Here is a 21,294-nt window from a genome sequence, read left to right as displayed (position 1 = left end):
GCGGTATTTTACCAAACCGAAACGGCTCTATCCCAAAAAGACGAGCAAGAAGTTGCGGTGGAATAGTTCCTGCTTAGGCTGCAAGACCCCAAAAACAGGAACTATTTCACCGCAACTGATAAGGGTAGGCTAGCGCAGGGACCTCAGGCCGCCGGCGTCCTTGTCGAGCACCGTAAAGCGCACGGCATCCAGGTGCTCCAAGATGCTGATGGCACGTTTGCGCGACACACCCAGGGCCTCGCGCAGTACGCTCGTGGTGGCAGCACCGCCGGATGCCTCAATGGCGGCGGCAACAAGCTCGCGCGCATGGGCCTCGGCGGCAGCGGACAGGGCAACGTCGCGCTCGACCTTAACGATCGAGCGATTGAGCGAAAGCTCGCGCAGGGCACGCGTCATGGTGTCGCGATCGAGCTGCAACTGCTCGCCCACCTCGGACAATATCGGTGCATCGAGGCCGGCTTCGTCCAGCAAGGCAACGATACGTTCGCAGGCCTCGCGCACCACACGCGCCGCGGCGGCAGCGGAGTGCGGGTCGAATACCTCGGCACCCTCGGCGGCACACACGCCACGCGAGCAGCCCTCGGCAATCAGAGCCGCGGCAACGCCATCATCAGCGGCAGGCCACGCAGCATGGGCAACGGCGCCGGGCGTAAAGCCCGTCTCCTTGGGAGACGCCGCGTGCATGGCTGACAGGGTCGCCGCCAGTGCATCCATCGCAGCGTCGAGCACCACGGCGTCCGCCAAGTAGTCCGCATCACCCACAGCAAGCTTGCGAACAGAGCCCTGCGACACCAACCCGCGCAGTGCGGCATCGACCTCGCCGACACCAAGATCCAAAGCGTCGGCAACATCAACCGCCGTAACTGGCAGCATCTGCAGCGCCAGCCAAGCGCCCACACCGCCCGCGGTATCGCCGGACTCAAGCGCCGCAAACAGTGCGCGCTCGCCGGCAGAAAGCTCGCGCGAGCGACGGCAGCGCGAAAGCAGCACGCGCCCGCCGCCGATGAGCATAACGGGCGAATACGACAGCACCACGGCATGGTCTCCGGCACGCAGCGGCAGCGGATCATCCAGGCGCACCTGCACGGTACGGGTCTCGCCCACCGCCATGGGGGCCTCGCCCTCCAATAGCATGATGCGGCCGACGACCTCGGCCGTGCCGGCCATCACATGCACACGCGCGCCCGACTCGAGCACGCGCGGCTTGGCGCCCTCGCGGCCGAGGTAGGTGAACGTCATCATAAAGCGCAACGTCTGGCCAAAGCGGTCCGCAACGCCCAGCATCTCGCCACGGTCAAGCGCCGCGGCACCGTCACCAACTAGGTTGAGCGCCACACGCTGACCAGGCAGCGCGCGCGGCGTATCGCCATGCACCTGAATCCCGCGCACGCGACAGACCGTACGCGACGGCAAGGCCATCAGCTCGTCGCCCACCGCAACCGGCGCATCGTGCAGCGTTCCCGTTACGACAGTACCGACGCCCTTAATCGTAAAGCAGCGGTCAATCGGCAGGCGCGGCGCGGCATCGGTGCGCTCGGCACGGTCGCGGCAGGCATCCCAGCAGGCACTTACCCGCTCGTCGAGCACCGCAAGCAGCCCGTCGATCCCCTCGCCCGTCTTAGACGACACGGGCACAATCGGCGCGCCCGCAAACACGGTACCCGACAAAAAGTCATCGACATCGAGCTCGGCCAGATCAACCATCTCGCTATCGGCCAGGTCGCACATCGTCAGCGCGACTACCATATGCGTAACGCCCAGCAGCTCCAGCACATGCACGTGCTCGCGGGTCTGCGGCATTACGCCCTCGACGGCAGAGACCACTAGCACGGCCACGTCGATACCCGTGGCGCCCTGCACCATGGCGCGCAAGTAATGCGCGTGGCCCGGCACATCGGCCAGACCAACGATCTTGCCACTCGGCAGCGCCAGCTCGCCAAAGCCCAGCTCCACGGTCATACCGCGACGGCGCTCAACCTCCAGGCGGTCGGGGTTTTTACCCGTCAGCGCCTCGATCAGTGCCGACTTACCGTGGTCGACATGTCCCGCCGTGCCAACGATAACGGGACACTCCACCAGCGCTTGGACCTCACTCATCGTGCAACTGCCTTCTCAACGCACGCGACGAGCGTCGATGCCGCCGTCTCGATATCGCGGTCGCCCACAAGCGTACGGACGTCAAACAAAATGCGATCGTGCGAAGTTCGCGTGACGACCGGCGTGTCGAAGTCCTGGACAAGCGAGCGCTTGAGCGCGTCGACGGACAGGCGCCCGTCGACCGGGCAGACGGCCACGCACATCGTGGGCAGCTCGACGGTAGGCAGCGAGCCGCCGCCGGGAGTCGACGACTCCTCGACGATTTCCACCTGCACGGCGCGCGGGCAACCCGCCTTATCGAGGCCCGCCACCATCAGCTCGCGCAGTTTGCGTGCGCGGCGCTCCAGATGAGCCTGCGGAAGCGTGAGCATGTTGAGCACCGGCACCTCGCGATGGGCCACATCCGCCCCATCCATGTAAATGCGCAGTGTAGCCTCGAGCGCCGCCAGTGCGAGCTTGCCCGGACGCAGGGCACGCATAAGTGGATGCGACCCGCAGGCCTGGACCAGATCGCGACGACCCATGATAATGCCCGCCTGCGCGGCGCCGAGCAGCTTATCGCCCGAGCATGACACGATATCGAGCCCCGCCGCGACCGAAGCCGGCGTGGTTTCTTCGCCTCCGCGCACCAAGATGTCGTCGGGCAACAGCGCGCCCGACCCCTGGTCCTCGTAGAACAGCAGGCCATGCTTGTGAGCAAGCGCCGCAAGCTCCCGAGAACCCACCTCCTCGTGGAAACCCTCGATGCGATAGTTGGAAGGATGAACCTTCAGGATCATGGCCGTTTCGGGCGTGATGGCGCGCTCGTAGTCGCCCAGATGCGTGCGGTTGGTGGCGCCCACCTCGATGAGTTTGGCGCCCGAAGCCACCATGACGTCGGGGATGCGGAAGCTGCCGCCAATCTCGACAAGCTCGCCGCGGCTGACGATAACCTCTTTGCCCGCAGCGTGAGTCGCCAGTACCAGCAGAACCGCGGCGGCATTGTTGTTGACCACAAGCGCGTCCTCGGCACCGGTAAGCGAGCGGATGAGCTGCGCGGCATGCTCCTTGCGCGACCCGCGCGAGCAGGTGTCCACGCTGTACTCGAGCGTGCTGTAGCCGCGCGCGACCTCGGCCACGGCCTTGGCGGCCGACTCCGCGAGCGGGGCTCGACCCAGATTGGTATGGATAACAACACCCGTGGCGTTGACGGCGGGACGCAGGCTCGGCAGCGCGGAGCGATGCGCACGCCACTCGATAGCCGATGCCAGCTCGCGCTTAGAGCGCGGGGCGGCACCGGCGCGAATGGCGGCGCGCTCCTCGTCGAGCTCGACCGTGACGGCGGCATGCACCACCGCGTCGCAGGTCTCCCCCGCCGCCTTCACTACCGGCCATTCGGCAAGCAGCTCGTTGACGGAGGGAATGGCGCGCAGGCGGGCGCGCACCTCATCGGACATGTTCTGGCTATCGCTCATGTGCGGCCTTTCAAAACCAAAGGTGAATCAATCGTTCGAACGTCAAACTATCAGCCAATTCGATCGGCTGAGTCAATCAATCGCTATTATCCTCGCGCGCCGCGATCTTTTCCACGCGAACGGCGTTTTCCTGAGTGAGCGCGGCGCCCGTCAACGGGTCCCAACGCAACGGTGTATGGTCGAGCGGGCCCACGCCCAAGGCTTGAGCGCCACCGGCATCGGCGCCAAACGAACGCCCGCCGGGGGCGGCCGAGGTGAAGATGCACGCCGGATGCAGATAGGGCGTCGTCTCCACGCGCACGCGGTCGCGGCCCATATCGCTCACGAGTTCGACGATCTCGCCGTCGACGATGCCCATGCGCGCAGCGGCATCGGCATTCATCTGCACGGCATCCAGATCCGAGCCCGCCTCGGCGGCGCCAGCCGCCGCGAGTCTGCGCGAAGTGTGCGACTCAAAGGGACGGTTGCCGCTAATGAGACGAAACATCCCCGGGCCGGGCTCCACCATGGGCGCGATCCAGTTGGGCACACGACCCAGGCCGGCTCGTTCCCATACGTCGCTTGCCAGCGCAATTTTGCCGCCATCCAAGGGAATCGCCGGCTCGCCCGTACGCGACGGCAACGCAACACCCGTGTCGGCCCAGCCGCGCTCCTTGAGCTCGTCCAGATTGATCCCAAAAGGCGCCACCTGGGCAGCCGTCAGATCGTCAGACGTAAACTGGAAATACTCGCCCACGCCACACGCCTGCGCCAGACCGGCAAAAATCTCCCGACCGGGACGTGTGCCGTCATGCTGCACGGGCAGCACGGCGTTGCGGTAGAACACGCGCGAATCGTTGGCGCCCACGACTGTGCCCACACCGCGGTCGGCCTCCAGATACGTCACGTCGGGCAGCACGAAGTCAGAAGCACGCGCCGTCTCGGACCAACGAATATCAATCGTCACAAGCAAGTCGAGCTGCTGCAAAATACCCAACCAAGCCTGTGCATTGCCATAGCCTGCACCGGGGTTACTGGCATAGACGATGAGCCCACGCAAATCGCCGGCAAGAATCGACTGACCGATGGTCGTGCACAGCCCGCGCACCGGATCGACCAGTGAATAGCGCTCGGACCCCAACTTGGGCTCGCGCGGCACCGGCGGCGTCGCAAAGCGAGTGGGATCGAGGTCGCCCAGTGAAAGCGGTGTGGGCGGATTGAGCGCGCCACCCGCATGTCCAATACAGCCCAGCAGCACATCGACCAAGCAGATAGCGCGTGCGGTCTGGGTGCTATTGGCATACGCGATGCCGATGCCACCATGAAAACCCGCATCCACCACAGCGGCAGGCGCGGCGGCAGCGAGATCGCGCGCCGTGGCGACAATCTCTGCGGCCGGCACGTCGCACATCGATTCGGCCCACTCGGGTGTCCAAGAACTGGCCGCCTGCGCCAGCTCGTCAAAGCCTGTGGCGTAGCGGTCCACGAACTCGTGATCGTACAGGTCCTCGGCTACCAGCACATGTGCGATACCCAGCAGCAACGCCAGATCGCATCCAGGACGTACGCGCAGCCAGCGGTCGGCAAGCGCAGCCGAGCCACTGCGCCGGGGGTCAACCACGATAATCTTAGCCCCACGTCGACGGGCATCGTTGAGCGCATCAACGGCCCCCATCGTCGACGAATCGACAATGGAGCGCCCCAGATACATGATGCAATCGGTATGCGCCAGGTCGGAGGCGGGGCTGTAGCCCAAGCTGTGCTCCCAACCGGTAAGTCGGCTTACCTCGCAGGCACCGTCGGCACCGTACACGTTGGGCGAACCAAGCGCATGCATAAAACGATACGCCCAGTAGCGGTCGAACGAGGGCACGCCGAGCGTCATGCCCAGTGCACGGGGCCCGCGCTCGCCAACAATCCCCAAAAGACGCTCGGCAATCTGAGCAAACGCCTCGTCCCAGGAAATCGCATCGAACCCCGAACCATCAGCTCGTCGGCGCATAGGATGCAAAATCCGGTCGCGCTCGTCAAACGGCATTGCCAGGCGATGCCGTCCGCGGGCGCAAAGGGCACGCGCCGCGCACGGGTGCCCCGGCACCGGCAACTCGGCCACCACGCGACCGTCCTCAACGCGTGCCGCAAAGGCGCAATCGGCATAGCATCCCCCGCATGTGGTCACCACGGCGCGACCGTCACGCTTCGCAGCAGATGCCATCTCGATTACCCCTTTCATCAGCCAAACACAACAGGCCAAAAGCCCGGCAACGAGCCCCAGACCCAAAAAGCCTCCCGCACGGCAACGCCCCGCGGGAGGCCCAACGTCAAACAGACGGTACCTTACGCCTCGGACTTCTTAGCGTAGATAAACCAGTAGCCGAGTGCGACCAGAACCGCACCGCCCACGATGTTTCCCAGCGTGGCGGCGGACAGGTTAAACGCAATGCCCGCGACGTTGAGTGCACCGGCCCCGGCAACCTCGGCACCATAGCCGCACGCATGCATCACGGCACCCATGGGCAAAAAGTACATGTTGGCAACGCAGTGCTCAAAACCGCAGGCCACAAAGGCAGCGATGGGCAGCAGAATGCCCACAACCTTATCGACTACGGTCTTGCCGGCGGTACCGATCCACACGGCAAGGCACACAAAGATGTTGCACAGGATGCCGCGGAAGAAGATCGTCACCCAGTCGATCGTCACCTTGCCGGCGGCGACGCTCACCATGGAATTGGCGACCGCCTCGCCGTTGAGCTTGTAAATGCCGGCCATGTACACCAAAAAGACGATGAACAGAGCACCGACAAAGTTACCGACCCATACGACGACCCACGCCTTGAGCATCTGGACCAGGGTGATCTTTTTGCTCTTGAGCGCGCAGACCATAAGCGAATTGCCCGTGAACAGCTCGGCGCCGCACACCAGCACCAGCACCAGGCCCAGGCAAAAGCACAGGCCGCCCACGACACGCTGAGCGCCCCAGCCCAGCGTGCTATCGCTCAAGAACACGGTAAAGAACAGACCGCCGAAGGCAATGAACGCACCGGCGAACATTGCCAACAGAAAGGCCTTTGCGACCGGCAGGTTGGCCTTGGTCACGCCGGCGGCCTCGGTCTTGGCCTCGATCGCGGCGGGCGCCAGGCAATCGGGAGCGGGATATTCTGCCTTGGAATCTGCCATGTCAATCACTTCTTTCCTAATCAGCAGGGACAAGCGCTCCTATTGCTCTTGTCCCAAGCGGACAAAGTGGGAAAAGTCGTTGGCGGCCACGGCGTCGTACACGGCGTCGACGGCGTCAAAGACCTCCGGGGACATAGGGTTGTAGAACTCCGTATCGCCCGGCTGAATCCCTATGAAGACGATATCTTCGCACGATTGCTCGATTTCCTCGATCAGAATCGACAAAGGGAGCGAATGCGTGGTGAACATCGACTTGCGGGCCACGTCACGTTTGTCGAGCAAGCGGATGGCGCCGACGGGCAGCGCCATGTCGGCGGCATCGACCAAAACCAAACGCGGCGGACGCTCGCGCTTGACCTCGATGATGTCATCCTCGGGTGTTTGCCCGCCGTCGATGGTGTACCAACCGGCGATGGGCGCGTCTTCCATCTTTTTGGAGAGCACGGGGCCGGCGGCATCGTCGGCACGCAGCACGCTTCCCGCCGTGAGCACGATACCCGCAAACGGGACGCCGTTCACACGACCATCCACAACGCGACCCATTACTGCAACCTCCCCGTCAGATACACGCCCGACACATCGCGCACGCGCTCCACCAAATCGCGGAACTTCATTAAGAACGCGACCTGCTGGGCATGCAGGCCAAAGTCGTCGTCGAACACCGAGATGCCGGCCTTGGCCGACCCGCGAAAACCGCGCTCGTCGAGCAGCGTGTCGCAGGCCTCGAGCAGCGACGGCACCGCCGCCTTGTCAAGCTGGCACTCGCCAAAGGAGCGGATGGCCTCGAACTTGGTCTTGGCCTCTCCCTCCGGCAACGCGTCGACGAGCGAATAGAACACATCCACCGGCACCGACAGGCGCGGCTCAAAGCAATCGAGCACGCCGGTGTGGTGGCCCACGGCGAGCGTGTAGTACAGCACGTCGCAGGCCTCCTGGGGAACGTCTTCCTCGGTCTCCACAAACTTACGCGTGAGCTCATAGAAGACCACCTGGTCGGGCGCATGGCCCAGGCAGGGGTCGGCGACGCCCTCGGCAGCCTCGTCGCTCGCGCGCGAGGCATCGCCAAAGGAGCCGCCGAGCATGCCGGGACCCGCAAAGTAACCAGAGCGGTCCGTGAGCTCCATCTAGCGACCTCCGGCCAGCACCAGATCCTGCAGCGCCGAGTAGACCTCAACGCGGCGCGGATCGTCCTGCTTGTCGATGAGCAGCGCCATGGCACCGCGGATATCGCCCTTGGGCGCGCCCTCGAGCGTATCCATAAACTCATTGGCCAGGTCGCGGCCGTAACGATAGCCGCTCATGGCGCGAGCCTCGCGCTCAATGGCAACGCGCAGCTTGTACGGCACGCCGGGGTGCAGGATATCGGCCTGCTCGCCGGCGGCCTCCACCGTGGTCTCGGCATGGAGCTTTTGGTCCAGCAGACCGAGCGCCATGGCAAAGCCGTAGATGGTCTGCGCGGGGCTGGGCGGGCAGCCGGGGATATAGACATCGACCGGCAGAATCTTGTCCGTGCCGCCCCAGACGCAATAGTTGTCGTAGAAGATGCCGCCGGTGCAGCCGCACGCGCCATAGGACACCACGATCTTGGGATCGGGTGCGGCCTCAAAGGCGCGCAGGGCCGGCATGCTCATGGCACGCGTCACGGCGCCGGTGTACAGCAGCACATCGGCGTGACGGGGCGAGGGCACGACCTTGATGCCAAAGCGCTCGACGTCGAAGACGGGCGTGATGGAACCGAAGATCTCGATCTCGCAGCCGTTGCAGCCGCCGCAGTCGACACGGTAGACGTACACCGAGCGCTTGATCTTCTTAAGAAGAGTCGCCTTGGCCTTCTCGATGCTCTCGTCGAGCTCGATCTTGGTCGGGCGGTACTGAAGCCGCTCGGGCAAAAGCGTGGGTTCGGCCATGGTTACTCCTCCTTCGTTTCAAAATCCATGATGATGCCCTCGACCGGCGCCGGACCGGCGGGAATCTCGGGCGCATCGGGGTTGAGCTCGCGGTCGATATACTCCGGGTTCACGCCGTGGCCGCCCAGATACTCCATGCCGGGGCCCTGGGGCTCACCGGACGCAAGCGTCTCGTTGGCGGCCATGCCGTGCGCGTTGCCGGTCTTTACGGCCGAGGCGGCGCGCAGGGCGTCGAGCTCGCGCTTGCACTCCTGGCACATACCGACGGTACGGGCGGCCTGCTCGGCCTCCATGCCGCCGGCCTTTTGCAGCAGGCGCTTGGCGTAGTCGATCTCCTTGTGCGGGGCGAACGGCTTGCCGCAGCGCGAGCAGTGCTCGAGCGTGTAGACGCTCTTGCTGGTGAGGTCGTCCTTGCTCATGACGGCCAACTCAAACTCCTCGGTGAGCTTGATGGCCTCCATGGGGCAGGCTTCCTCGCAACGGCCGCAAAAGATGCAGCGACCGTAGTCGATCGACCAGGTGATGGTATCGGCCGCAAGGTCGGTGTCCATGCGAATGGCATCGGCCGGGCACGCCACGCCGCAGGCACCGCAGGCGATGCAGAGCTCGGCATTGTGCTCGGGCTTGCCGCGCATGTCCTTGTTGGTGGGGAACGGCGCAAACGGGTACTTGACCGTCGCGTCGCCGGCCTTGGCGTTAACCTTCCAAAGCTTCAGCATATTAGAGCGCCTCCTCATCGAGCGGAGCGGCCATAGTGCCCTCGCCCGCAAGCGGCGACTTGTCGCGCCAGACGTTCTCGAACTGCTCCTTGTCGAGCACGTGGTCGCGCTTAGCGGCGACATCGGTCACCGTCACGCGGTCGGTGCAGGAGTAGCACGGGTCGAGAGAGCCGACGATCAGCGCCGCGTCACCCACGGTGTTGCCGCGGAACATGTAGCGCAGGACCGGCCAGTTGCTGTACGTGGCGGCCTTGGCGCGCCAGCGGTAGCACTTCTGGTTGTTGCCGAGCATGGCCCAGTGCACGTCCTCGCCGCGCGGCGCCTCGGTGGCGCCGATGGCGTACTTGTGCGGGGTGTACTCCCAATCCGTGGTGAGGATGGGGCCCGACGGGCAGTTCTCGAGCATGGTCTCGATCATATCGATCGAATCGTAGACCTCCTGGATGCGAACGGCGGTACGGCCGAAGGCATCGCAGGTGTCAGCCGTGGCGGCGTGCATCTTTTGAACGTCCGGATCGGCGTAGCCGTCGAAGGGATGGTCGAAGCGCACGTCGCGGGCATAGCCCGAGCCACGCATGAGCGGGCCGACCGGCGAGAAGTCGCGTGCGATCTTGCGGTCCAAGATGCCGATGCCACTCGTACGCCCAATAAAGTTGGGCGTGGAGAGCAGCATATCGACGAGTTCCTGAACCTCGGAGCGCAGCTGGTGAATGGTCGTGAGCGTGGAGAGCTTCTGCTCGGCCAAAATGTCGCGACGCACGCCGCCGATCACGTTGAGGCCGTAGGTCTTGCGGTGACCGGAAAGCTTCTCGGCCAGGTCCATGGACTTCTCGCGGACGCGGAAGAACTGCTGGAAGCCGGAGTCGAAGCCGGTGTAGTGCGATGCGAGGCCAATATTGAGCAGGTGTGAGTGCAGACGCTCGACCTCGAGCATGATGGCGCGGATGTACTGGGCGCGCGGCGGGACATGGATGCCCTGGGCGCGCTCAACGGCCTCGGCATAGGCCACCGAGTGGGCGCAGCCGCAGATGCCGCAGATGCGGTCGGCGAGGAACGTCACGGCGTCATAGTTCAGGCGCGTCTCGGCGACCTTCTCCATGCCGCGGTGCACGTAGAACAGACGGTAGTCGGCGTCGACGATCGTCTCGCCCTCGACGAACAGGCGGAAGTGGCCGGGCTCGTCGGAGGTAATGTGCAGCGGGCCCATGGGGACGAGCGTGGTCTCCTTGCCCTTGGTGTCGGCCAAGAACTCATAGTTTTCCATGTCGCTCGCGGGAGCGGGACGGAAGCGGTAGTCCATAGAGTCCTTGCGCAGCGGATACAGGCCGCTGGGCCAATCGTCGGGCAGCACCAGGCGACGACGATCGGGCAGGCCCTCGGGGATCAGGCCGAACATATCGCGTAGCTCGCGCTCGCCCCACACGCAGGCGGGGACGAACGGCGTCACGGACGGGAACGTCATCTTGGCGGGATCGACCTCGGTGCGCACGGTCACCCAGCCGGGGTCCTCTCCCTCCATGGAGATAACGTAGTACACGGCGTAACGGCCGCACAGACTGCGCTCGTCGTTGCCGATGATCACAGGAATCCAGCCGTAGCGCTCGTAATACAGGTAGTGGACGGCCTCGGGCAGCTTGTCCTGCTTGACGGTAATCGTCAGCTGGTCCTCGCACTGCCACTCAACCTTCTCGATAGCGCCCGGCACTGCGGCGCGCAGGGCCTCGACGTGGCTTTCGCAACGACGAGCGTAGTCCTTCTTTTCAGGTTCTGCCATGGTGCTAATTCACCTCGCTTGTCTTGGTCTGGGAACTGAACACCATGCGGTAGAGAGGAGCCTCGTGGAGCTCTTCGACGCTCTGGTTCAAAACGACGGACGTTGCATCCTCGACGCCGCTCGTGATGGCGACCGGGGTGGCGATACCGAACCACATGACCACGATCGCGAGGGCGATCTCGGGGATGATCATGAGGGCGGGCACCTCGTGGCGCTTCATGCCCTCGGGCGCCTTGCCGAAGATGGACTTGAGCGCGATGCCGGTAAGGGCAAAGTACACGCCGGTGAGGCCAATGGCCACGAGCACGACCACCCAGATGGGACCGGACTGGACGCCGGCCACGAAGGTGAGGAACTCGGAGATGAACAGGGCGAACGGCGGGAAGGCGGCGAGCGCGAGCAGGGCGATGATGGTGAGCGCTGCCGTGACGGGAGCGATCTCGACGACGCCCTTGATCTTGTTCAGGTCGCGGGTGTGGTAGATGTGCTGGATGTTACCGGCCATGCAGAAGGCGAGCGCCTTCGTGAAACCGTGGAAGATGCAGTGCAGCAGGCAGGCGGCGATACCGAGCGGACCACCGATACCCAGGCACAGCGCGACCACGCCGACGTTGTCGACGGAGGAGTACGCGAAGCGGCGCTTGATATCGTCCTGCTTAAAGATGCACAGGGCGGCCACCAGGATGGACAGCGTGCCCAGGATGAGCAGGAGCGTACGCGGATAGGTGTCGCCCACCGTGATGATGGACAGGGAGTAGAAGCGGATGATCACCAGCATGGCGCACTTGAGCAGCACGCCCGAGAGCAGCGCGGAGACCGGGCTCGGAGCCTGGGAGTGCGCGTCGGGCAGCCAAGTGTGCATGGGGAACAGGCCCGCCTTGGTGCCGAAGCCGATGACGATGAACGCGAACGCGAGGCGCACGAGCATCGGGTCGAACTGGTCGGCGTAGGGCATGATGGAGGTGAGGAAGGCTGCCTCATGCGCGTTGGGCATGATATCGGCGGCGTTCGCGTAGATGAGCAGCGTGCCGAACAGGCCGAAGGCCACGCCGGCGGTGCAGACCATCGCGTACTTCCAAGACGCCTCGAGCGCCTGCTTGTTCTTGTAGATGCCCACGAGGAACACGGTCGACAGCGTGGTGGCCTCGACCGCCGCCCAGGTGAGGATGATGTTGTTGGACAGGCAGGCGAGCAGCATCGTGAAAACGAACAGGCTAAACAGCGCGTAGTACTGCTTGGTGCGCTCGGCCGGCATGGTCTTCTCCTCGATATCGATCTTGATATAGGAGATGGAGTACACGCCGGTGATGAACCCGATGATGCCTACCAGAAGGACGAAGATCGACGAGAGCGAATCGAGATGGAGCCACAGGCCCAAAGCGTCGATATTCTGCCCGCTCGAGAGCATGGTTCCCGCGGTGACGACCGAAAGGACAAGGGTCGCCGCGACGGAGATGGTGTTGAGCCCCGCGAAGACGTTGTAGGACGTCGTCTTGGGGAGCGCAGCCATAATCAGGGAGAACACGAGAGGACAAGCGAGCAGGGCGACCGTCAGCATTGAAACATCCATGGCCTACCCCTTCAATTCGGTCAGGTCGTGGGAGTCGAGCGACTTGGTGTCGTTCCAAATCCTCACGACGACGGCGGACATGATGATGACGGCGAAGATGGCGTCGGTGGCGATGCCGATCTCGATGATCTCGGGGGCCGTGGGCGCGAGCAGAGCGAGCGTCACGTGGCTACCGTTCTCCATAAGGCAGTACCCGAAGATCTGCTTGAGGATGTTGCGCTGGGAGATGATGCACGTGAGGCCGACGAAGAAGTGCGCGAAGCTGATGGCGAGGGCCGGAGTGGCCACCTCGGCGGTGGGCAGGCTCAGGCGCGTGACCACCGCGAAGCAGACGGCCACCTCCAGACCGGTGAGGATGATGGTCCAGGCCGGCTTGATGGAGGAGGTCAGCGTGCTATCGGCAGGCGAACCCATCTTCTTGTAGGCACGGTTGAGAATGAACGGAACGAGGATCACCTTGGTGACGAAGGCCGACGCGGCCCACATGAGAAGCTCGGTGGCACCGGTGGTGAGGCCCAGGGTGAGCAGCACGCCCACCAGGACAACCGACTGGATCGCGTACCACTTGATGGCGGACGGGATGGTCTTCGAGACGACCACCATGGTGGAGGTCACGATCAGAAGACCGCCCAGGATATTGACTAACGAATAACCCATGTCCTACCTCCTAACCCATCCAACTAGAGGACAGAGGACCGGCGACGACGACCATGATCATGAGGACGACGAACACGAACGCCATGGCGCGCGGAAGGGGCTGGCCGGCGGCCACGGTCTCGCTCGGCTCACCGGGCAGGACCTTACCCATCCAACGCAGGAACCATGCGAAGGTGGCGACGGTCTCGACGACCATGACGCACACGAGGACAAAGATGACCGTGTTGGTAGCACCAACCGCGAAGCCACCGGAAATGATCTGGAACTTGGAAAAGAACGTGCTCATGGGGGGCACGCCGGCGATAGCGGTCGCGGCGACCGCAAAGCCCACGCCCGTGACCGGGTACTTCTTCATGAGGCCCTGGATCTTGGGCAGCATACGGGTTCCCAGCGTGAAGCTGAGAGAGCCAGCGATGAGGAAGAACAGGGTCTTGGTGAACGCGTGGTTGAAGATGTGCTCGACGGCGCCGTTAAACGCCATCTGGCTTCCGAACACGGAGAGGCCCAGGCCAAAGAACACGTAGGCGAGCTGCGCGATCGTCGAGAAGGCGAGCAGGCGCTTCATATCCTTCTGGGGCAGGTACATGAGGAAGCCGAAGAGCATGGTCACGACGGCGTCGATGATGGCGACCCAACCGACGATCTCGGGGATATCGCCGGCGCTCGCAAGAGCGCGGGCGAACACGCACACGCCGACCTTAACCATGGACGCGCCATGAAGGTAGGCGGAAACGGGCGTGGGGGCCTCCATTGCGGAGGGCAGCCACATGTAGAGCGGGAACTGGGCGGACTTGGCCCAAGCAGCGAACAGGATGAGCAGCAGCACGACGGTCTTCATACCGGAATCGAGCTGGGAGATCGCGCTCAGCGCGAACGTGCCGGTTCCGGCGAACAGGAAGGCCGCGCCGATGTAGAGTCCCAGAGCGCCGATATGGGTGATGATGAGCGCCTTCATACCGGCCTTCTTGGCCGTGGGCGTCATGTAGTAGCTGATGAGGCCCCAGGAGCACACACCGGTGATCTCGAAGAAAACGAGCTGGCCGACGATGGTGGAGCTGTAGGCGAGACCGGCCATGGCGCCGATGAACGTGGAGAAGTACACGTAGAAGCGACGACGGGGCGCGTCGGGATGCTCCTTATTCTTATCGCTCATGTACGGGAACGAATAGATGACGACGAGCAGGCCGATAGCGACGAACGCGGGTGCGAGCAGCGTGCTCATCCGGTCGAATATGAAGCCCATGACCAAGGTCTGGCCCATACTCGCCCAGGTTACATCGACCGCGTTCATGCCGTTTCCGGCAAACGTCGCGGCCAAGCCAACGGAAGCGACCGTGGCGATGCCGCCGGCAAAGGCGCAGATCCATTTAGCGTAGGGACGCGGCAGCATGACGATGAGCAGGGAGCCCAGCATGGGGACGGCGATCGCCACCATGGCAAAGAGGGACAAGCTCGATTCGATTGACATAGTTTCTCCCTTCTCCCTACACGCCTACGACGACGAAGACGAACGCGAGGACCGCGATGCCGACGACGGCCCAGGTCTGGTTACCGAGCACCTTGAAGCGCGAACGGGAAACGGAGTTCTCGAGCACGCCGCAGACGACGAAATCGACCAGGCACTTGACGAGGAAGACGACGGCGCCCACGAGAGCGGTGACACCGATGGTCGCGGGCTCTCCCCAGGGGATGAAGATGGAGGTGAACCAAGCGACGACCACGACCTGCTTCATGCCCATGGCGAGCTTCATCATGGCCAGGGACGGGCCGGAGAGCTCGGCGAGCGGGCCCTCCTGGAGCTCCTGCTCGGCTTCGGCCTGATCGAACGGAAGCTTGCCGAGCTCCATGTAACAGGCGGCCGCGAAGGCGACGCCGGCGAGGATAACGGCGACGACGCTCGAGACGTTGCCCGTAACGATGTGCTGACCCATGGTCGCAATGTCCGTGGAGCCGCACACGATGGCGACGGTGAACAGCGCGATGAGCATGGACGGCTCGATGAGCACGCTCATGAGGAGCTCGCGGATACCGCCGAAGCCCGCGTAGGCGTTGGAGGAATCCACGCCGGACAGCGCGAAGAAGAAGCGGGACAGCGCGAGCGCGTACATGATGGTGATGGCGTCACCAAAGACGGGCATGGGGCTCTGGAGCGTGAACATGGGCAGGCCCATGGCGAGCATAAACGACACCGCGAGGAACAGCGGCGGCATGATGCGCAGCACGAAGCTCGAGTCGGAACTCACGGACTCGGGACGCGCCATGAGCTTCGCGAGGTCCCGGTAATCCTGAAGGATGGACGGACCGCGGCGATTGTGCATCTTCGCGCGAATCACACGGGCGAGGCCGGAGAAGAAGGGCGCGACCAGCATGACCACGAGGCCCTGCGCCATCGCAAGAACGATGTTCATAATATCCTCTCCCCTCTCTAGACCATGACCACGGCGAGCACGAGGAAGACCACGAGCGCCGCGACGATGTAGCAGATGTATACGGAGTAGTTGCCGCCCTCGATCTTGGAGGCGAGGCCGGCCAGCTTGTCGGCACCCTCGCTCGGTGCATCGACCAGGAAACGGTCGGGCAGGGGCTCGACGCCCTGGGCGACACCGGTGAGCTTCTGGAACACGTGCGCGATGGACCAGCAGATCTTGGTGCATACCTCGCGCAGGGTGTAGAGCGGGCCCATGAAGAGTTCGACGTCGGACGCGAAGCTCGTGGCGACGACGGGCATGTGCTCGTTGGGCTCGTAGCCGCACGCCCAAGGGTCGGTCTTCTTAGCGGGGGCCTTGGCGCCGAGGCAGGACCTCAACGCGAACGCGAGGCCGGTGAGGACCACGAGCGCGATGGCGATCGCGGGGGTGGAGGTGGCGGCACCGGAAATCTCGTTCACGAGAGACACGCCCGAGGTGGCTGTGACGGCGGAGCCGGCAAGCACGCTCTGGGCGACGTCGCCCAGAACCGGGGCGATGACCGGGGAGCCGATTCCCAGTACCACGCAGATGGCCGCGAGGAGCATCTGCGAGAACAACATCGGAGCCGGGGACTCCTTGGCGTTCGCGGCCTCCTGGGAACGAGGGCTGCTCGCGAACGAGACGCCGTAGGCCTTCACGAAGCACGTGACGGCCAGGGCACCGGTGATGGCGAGGGCGGCCGCGGAGGCGACGGCGAACACCATGACGACCGGGTCGGAGAGCGTCGAGATGTTGAACAGGGACTGGTAGGTGAACCACTCGGAAACGAAGCCGTTGAGCGGCGGGATGGCCGAGATGGCAAGGGCACCGATGAGGAAGCAGACGGCCGTGACCGGCATGCGGCGGAACAGACCGCCCATCTTCTCCATGTTGCGCGTACCCGTGGCATAGAGCAGGGAGCCCGCGCCGAGGAACAGCTCGCCCTTGAACATGGCGTGGTTGAGCGTGTGGTAGAGGGCGGCCATGAGCGCGATCGTCGCGATGACGTCGTTGCCCAGGGCGTGCGCCGTCATGGACGCGCCGACACCGAGCAAGATGATGCCGATGTTCTCGACGGAGTGATAGGCAAGCAGGCGCTTGATGTCGTGCTCGTGGAGGGCGTAGACGACACCCAGGACCGACGAGATGGATCCGAAGACCAGGACCATGAGGCCCCACCAGAGCTGGACGCCCGAACCCGCGAGCAGGTCGAGACCGACCTTGAGGATTCCCAGGATGCCGATCTTGATCATGCCGCCGGACATGAGGGCGGACACGTTGGACGGCGCCTCGGGGTGCGCCTGGGGCAGCCAGGAGTGCAGCGGAATGATACCGGCCTTCGCGCCAAATCCGAAGAACGCGAGGACGAAGCACGCGGAGGAGACGGCGGGTCCAAAGTCATGCGTACGGAAATCACTGAAGCTGAAGGAACCGCCCACGCCGTTGGTCATGAGCAGGAAGCTCGCCATGATGAGAACGAAGCCCACGTGCGCGATGACGAAGTAGAGCCAACCGCCCCTAATGGAGTTCTTGTTCTCCTCGATAACGACAAGGAAGTAGCTCGTAAGGGACATGAGCTCAAAGGCGACCAGGAACCAGAACACGTTGTCGGCGGTGATGACGAGCATCATCGAGGCGACGAAGGTGTTCATAAAGAAGCCGGCGCGCCCGACCTTGCCCGGGTACTCGTCGAAGTAGGACAGACCGTAGATGAAGCCCGCAAAGGCGAGAATCGAGATGAGGACCACGATCAGGCCCGCAAGGCCGTTGAGCAAGAGCTCGAGACGGGCGAACGGGAAGAAGAAGACCGTGTTGAGGGACGAAACGTCGCCAAGCACGGCCTCGAGGCCCGCGATGAACGACAGCACGGCCGCGACGGCGCCGATCAGGCAGCCGGCGGTCTTGGCGGCGTTGTCGGCCTTAATCAGCAGAACCGAGGCGAGCGCACCGATGCACGAGACGGCAAGCGATGCGATAAACAGCGTCATGCTATCCATTGTTTACGCTCCCTTCTGCTTTCTCGGACAGACCCTGGGCCACAGCGGTAACGTCGACGACCGGACCGTTTTCGATCGAGCGCAGGCGCTTGGCCTCGTCGAGCTCGCGATCGGCCGCGCCGCCCATGACGGTCAGCGCCTTGGTGGGGCACGCCGCCACACAATGCGGACCGTCCGGATCGAAGGCGCACAGGTCGCACTTGACAGCGCAGGTGTACTGGCCGGGAGCCCACGTAAGCAGGCTGCTCAGGGACTTAGGATACGAAGGCGTCGGGTCGCACATGCCTGCGACACCGGCGATAGACGTGCCATCGGGATGGATGGCTCCGAAGGGGCACGCGATGGCGCACAGCCTGCACCCGATGCACTCCTGCTCCTTGACGTGGATGCGATCGCCATCGTGCTCGATGGCATTCACCGGGCAGACCTCGGCGCAGGGGGCACCCTCGCAATGGTGGCAGGCAAGGGCGGCCGAAATACCGCCGGTCTTCACGAGCGCCAGGCGCGGCGTATCCTGAAGACCCTGCATCCGGTGGGCGTCGGCACAGGCGGACTGGCATGTTCCGCAACCGATGCACCTCTCCGGGTTGATGTCGATGAAGCGGTTCATCCCCACTTCCTTTCAAAATAACGGGCCGGGCTCCCGAACGTACGGGACGCCCGGCCCAAAAAGCCAACGAGAACGGGACTACACGATTTGATTCACGTGCGTCTCGTCGTCGAACTTGGCGGCGCCAGGCTCAACGTCCTGGGGAGCGGCGGCGTCCACCAGAGCCTGCTTGAGCTCGGTGTACTGACGCTCGACCTCGCCCTCGGCCCAGACCTGGTCGGCGATAGCGTCGACCTGGCAGGCGGAGAACTTGTCCTCGGGCGTATGCGAGACCGGGTCGACCTTGTGCATGGTCAGCTCGTTGCACTTGCCGATCCACCACTGGTAGGTCATATAGACCGTGCCCTTGTTGATGCGGTCGCTCACGTCGGCGCGGCTGTATACCTGGCCGCGGCGGCTGTGGATCGAGACGATGTCGCCATTCTTGATGCCGCGTGCCTGGGCGTCCGCGGGATTCATGCGGACAAAGCCGGGCTCGTCGGCAAGCAGTGCCAGCGTCTTGCAGTTGCCGGTCATCGAGCGGCAGCTGTAGTGGCCGACCTCGCGGACGGTGCACAGGATGAGCGGGTACTCATCGTCGGGAAGCTCGGAGGGCGCCTCCCAGTCGTGTGCCATCAGGTTGGCGCGGCCGTCCTTGGTGGTGAACTTGCCACCAGCGAACATGTCGGGCGTACCGTGGTCGTTCACATCAGTGCTCTTGACGGGCCACTGGGCGTAACCGCCCTCGGGAGCCATCTTCTCGTAGGTCGCGCCCACAAAGTTGGGGCACAGGCTAATGCACTCGTTCCAGATCTGCTCGGTGTTGTCGTAGTGCATGGGGTAGCCCATGCGCGTGGACAGGTCCGCGAAGATCTCCCAGTCGTGGCGGCACTCGCCCTTGGGCGGAACGGCCGCGTCAAAGTGCTGGAAGCTACGGTCGGATGCAGTAAAGACACCCTCGTGCTCGCCCCAAGAGGTAGCGGGCAGGATGACGTCGGCGAGCATGGTCGTCTGCGTCATAAAGATGTCCTGGCAAATGAACAGATCCAGCTCGGAGAGCGTCTTGCGCATACCGGCCGAATCGGGCTCGGTCTGCACCGGGTCCTCGCCGTAGTTGTAGAAGCAGTGCACCTTGCCCTCGTCGACCAGGTGGCCCAGGTCGGTGAGCTTGTAGCCCTCCTCGAGCGGGAGCTTTTCCTCGGGCACGCCCCAAGCCTTGGCAAACTTGGCGCGAGCGGCGGGGTCGGTGACCTTCTGGTAGCCAGGGTACAGGTTGGGCAGCATGCCCATATCGCAGGAGCCCTGGACGTTATTCTGACCGCGCACGGGCGCGAGGCCGGAATTGGGTTTGCCGATCTGGCCGGCAACGCAGGCGATGGAGGCGATGGTGTGCACCGTCTTCAGGTTCTGCTTCTGCTGGCATACGCCCATGCCCCAGCCAATGATGGCAGAAGGCTTCGCCGTGGCGTACATCTCGGCAGCTTGGTGGATCAACGCGGGCTCGACACCCGTGATGTCCTGTACGGATTCGGGAGTGTAGTTCTTGATGGTCTCCCACCACTCGTCAAAGCCGTTCGTATGCTCGGCAACGAATTCCTTGTCGTAGAGGCCATCGTTGACCAGACAGTTGGCAAAGGCGTTGAGGAACGCAACATTGCAACCGTTCTTGATCGGAAGGTAGAGATCGGCGATACGCGCGGTTTCGATATGGCGCGGGTCGGCGACGATGATCTTGCAACCCTTTTCTTTGGCTCGCACGATACGCCTTGCGACGATGGGGTGCGAATCGGCAGGGTTATAGCCGAAGAGGAAAATGCAGCCCGCATCCTCCATACCGGGGATGGAGCATGACATGCAACCTGAACCAACCGTGTCCATCAGACCGAGGACAGTAGGGCCGTGTCAAGTACGGGCGCAGTTGTCCACGCTGTGGGTGCCGATGCACGCACGCGTAAACTTCTGCATGACGTAGTTCGCTTCGTTGCCGCCGCCTCGCGAGGAGCCGGTGGTCATGACAGCGTTAGGACCATATTCGTCAATTATGGCCTGCATCTTAGATGCGGTGAAATCCAGTGCCTCGTCCCAGCTTACGCGCTCAAGATCCGCGCCCTTAGTGCGGCGGATCATCGGGTGCAGTACGCGAGGAGTCAAGATCTTGGTGTCGTTGATGAAGTCGTAGCCGCTCATGCCCTTAAGGCACAGCTCGCTCTGGTTGGTGATGCCGTTGAGCGGTTCGGTACCCACGACCTGGCCGTTTTGGACCAAGAGGTTAAACTGGCAACCGGCGCCGCAATACGGGCAGATCACTTTATGCTTCTCCATGACACCCTCCTTCCTTTCTCTGCTACCGAATACTCGGTACTTATTTGACAATCATTAGGCCTGTCGCCCGACGCTTACGCCTCGTTTTCGATGGTGGCGCGGGCACGCTCGGCAGTCAGTTCTGCCAGACGCTCCTCGTCCACCAGGGTGAGGCCCTTGGTCGGACACGCCTCGGCACACGCCGGACCGCCGGGACGGTCCACGCACAGGTCGCACTTGAGCACGAAGCTCTTAGTCTGCGAACCCACGCGAACGTCACCCATCAAGACGGGGACCTGCGTGGTCGCCACGCTCACGGCGCCAAAGGGGCATGCCATAACGCAGCTCTTGCAGCCGATGCAGTTGTCCTCGTTGACGCCGATACGATGGTTCTTTGGATCAAAGAACAAGGCGCCCGTAGGACAGACCTTCGCGCACGGAGCGTCCTCGCAGTGGTGACATGCCACCGGCGCGGAGATCTCGTAGGTGCGCGTTACGCGCAAGCGAGGTGCGGCGATGTTGCCGGGAATATCGTGTGCCTCGATGCACGCCGCCATACAGGTTTGGCACCCAATGCAGCGTGAGGAATCGGCTACGACTCGTTTATTGCCCATGTTGTTCACTCC

17 protein-coding genes and 1 pseudogene are annotated in these 21,294 nt (G+C 63.6%); all 18 read right to left on the bottom strand.

Going from position 1 to position 21,294, the window contains the following annotated elements:
- Positions 1–129: 129 nt before the first annotated feature.
- A complete protein-coding gene (gene selB / locus ABCN01_RS06060) occupies positions 130–2,097 on the bottom strand; it encodes a selenocysteine-specific translation elongation factor (RefSeq protein ID WP_342996505.1) in 1,968 nt (655 codons plus the stop codon).
- Positions 2,094–3,551 (bottom strand): L-seryl-tRNA(Sec) selenium transferase, encoded by a 1,458-nt coding sequence (gene selA / locus ABCN01_RS06055; RefSeq protein WP_342996506.1) that lies wholly within the window; start codon positions 3,549–3,551, stop codon positions 2,094–2,096. The genes selB and selA overlap by 4 nt, the downstream gene beginning before the upstream one ends.
- 76 nt (positions 3,552–3,627) lie before the next feature.
- Positions 3,628–5,745, bottom strand: a complete 2,118-nt coding sequence (locus ABCN01_RS06050) for a molybdopterin-containing oxidoreductase family protein (RefSeq protein WP_342996507.1) — start codon at positions 5,743–5,745, stop codon at positions 3,628–3,630.
- Positions 5,746–5,867: 122 nt separating this feature from the next.
- Positions 5,868–6,707: a formate/nitrite transporter family protein gene (locus ABCN01_RS06045; protein WP_342996509.1), complete on the bottom strand. Its 840-nt coding sequence runs from the start codon at positions 6,705–6,707 to the stop codon at positions 5,868–5,870.
- A gap of 39 nt (positions 6,708–6,746) precedes the next feature.
- Entirely contained in the window at positions 6,747–7,250 is a 504-nt protein-coding gene (hycI, locus tag ABCN01_RS06040; RefSeq protein ID WP_342996511.1) for a hydrogenase maturation peptidase HycI, read from the bottom strand.
- The gene (locus ABCN01_RS06035; protein ID WP_055286175.1) at positions 7,250–7,831 is read right to left on the bottom strand and encodes a formate hydrogenlyase maturation HycH family protein; all 582 of its coding nucleotides are present in this window, start codon (positions 7,829–7,831) and stop codon (positions 7,250–7,252) included. Before ABCN01_RS06035 ends, hycI begins: the two co-directional genes overlap by 1 nt.
- Positions 7,832–8,614 carry an NADH-quinone oxidoreductase subunit B family protein gene (locus tag ABCN01_RS06030; protein ID WP_342996513.1) on the bottom strand — a complete coding sequence of 261 codons (783 nt, stop codon included), beginning with the start codon at positions 8,612–8,614 and terminating at the stop codon, positions 7,832–7,834.
- A 2-nt stretch (positions 8,615–8,616) separates the two neighbouring features.
- Entirely contained in the window at positions 8,617–9,333 is a 717-nt protein-coding gene (locus tag ABCN01_RS06025; protein ID WP_196022398.1) for a formate hydrogenlyase complex iron-sulfur subunit, read from the bottom strand.
- A gap of 1 nt (position 9,334) precedes the next feature.
- Positions 9,335–11,107, bottom strand: coding sequence for a hydrogenase large subunit (locus ABCN01_RS06020; protein WP_342996515.1), 1,773 nt, complete (start codon positions 11,105–11,107; stop codon positions 9,335–9,337).
- 4 nt (positions 11,108–11,111) lie between these two features.
- The gene (locus ABCN01_RS06015; RefSeq protein ID WP_099431575.1) at positions 11,112–12,677 is read right to left on the bottom strand and encodes a hydrogenase 4 subunit F; all 1,566 of its coding nucleotides are present in this window, start codon (positions 12,675–12,677) and stop codon (positions 11,112–11,114) included.
- Positions 12,678–12,680: 3 nt separating this feature from the next.
- Positions 12,681–13,334, bottom strand: coding sequence for a hydrogenase 4 membrane subunit (gene hyfE / locus ABCN01_RS06010; protein ID WP_099431574.1), 654 nt, complete (start codon positions 13,332–13,334; stop codon positions 12,681–12,683).
- Between the two features lie 10 nt (positions 13,335–13,344).
- Positions 13,345–14,802, bottom strand: coding sequence for a hydrogenase 4 subunit D (locus ABCN01_RS06005; protein ID WP_006234112.1), 1,458 nt, complete (start codon positions 14,800–14,802; stop codon positions 13,345–13,347).
- Positions 14,803–14,818: 16 nt separating this feature from the next.
- Positions 14,819–15,742 carry a respiratory chain complex I subunit 1 family protein gene (locus tag ABCN01_RS06000; protein WP_006234113.1) on the bottom strand — a complete coding sequence of 308 codons (924 nt, stop codon included), beginning with the start codon at positions 15,740–15,742 and terminating at the stop codon, positions 14,819–14,821.
- Between the two features lie 17 nt (positions 15,743–15,759).
- On the bottom strand, positions 15,760–17,778 hold the full coding sequence (hyfB, locus tag ABCN01_RS05995; protein ID WP_099431573.1) for a hydrogenase 4 subunit B: 2,019 nt from the start codon (positions 17,776–17,778) through the stop codon (positions 15,760–15,762).
- Complete coding sequence (locus ABCN01_RS05990; protein ID WP_022095203.1) at positions 17,771–18,388, bottom strand: 4Fe-4S dicluster domain-containing protein; 618 nt, start codon at positions 18,386–18,388, stop codon at positions 17,771–17,773. Before ABCN01_RS05990 ends, hyfB begins: the two co-directional genes overlap by 8 nt.
- Before the next feature lie 78 nt (positions 18,389–18,466).
- Positions 18,467–20,554: a formate dehydrogenase subunit alpha gene (fdhF, locus tag ABCN01_RS05985; RefSeq protein ID WP_484039380.1), complete on the bottom strand. Its 2,088-nt coding sequence runs from the start codon at positions 20,552–20,554 to the stop codon at positions 18,467–18,469.
- Positions 20,540–20,689 (bottom strand): annotated as a pseudogene (locus tag ABCN01_RS09545) (hypothetical protein); the annotation flags it as partial. The pseudogene ABCN01_RS09545 and the gene fdhF, both read right to left, overlap by 15 nt.
- A gap of 74 nt (positions 20,690–20,763) precedes the next feature.
- The gene (locus ABCN01_RS05980) at positions 20,764–21,282 is read right to left on the bottom strand and encodes a 4Fe-4S dicluster domain-containing protein (protein ID WP_342996520.1); all 519 of its coding nucleotides are present in this window, start codon (positions 21,280–21,282) and stop codon (positions 20,764–20,766) included.
- Between the last annotated feature and the right edge of the window lie 12 nt (positions 21,283–21,294).

The organism is Collinsella aerofaciens, from assembly GCF_039062365.1.
Lineage (GTDB): Bacteria > Actinomycetota > Coriobacteriia > Coriobacteriales > Coriobacteriaceae > Collinsella.
Note: the sequence above shows the minus strand (reverse complement) of the source record. Positions and strands in the feature narration are given on the sequence as shown.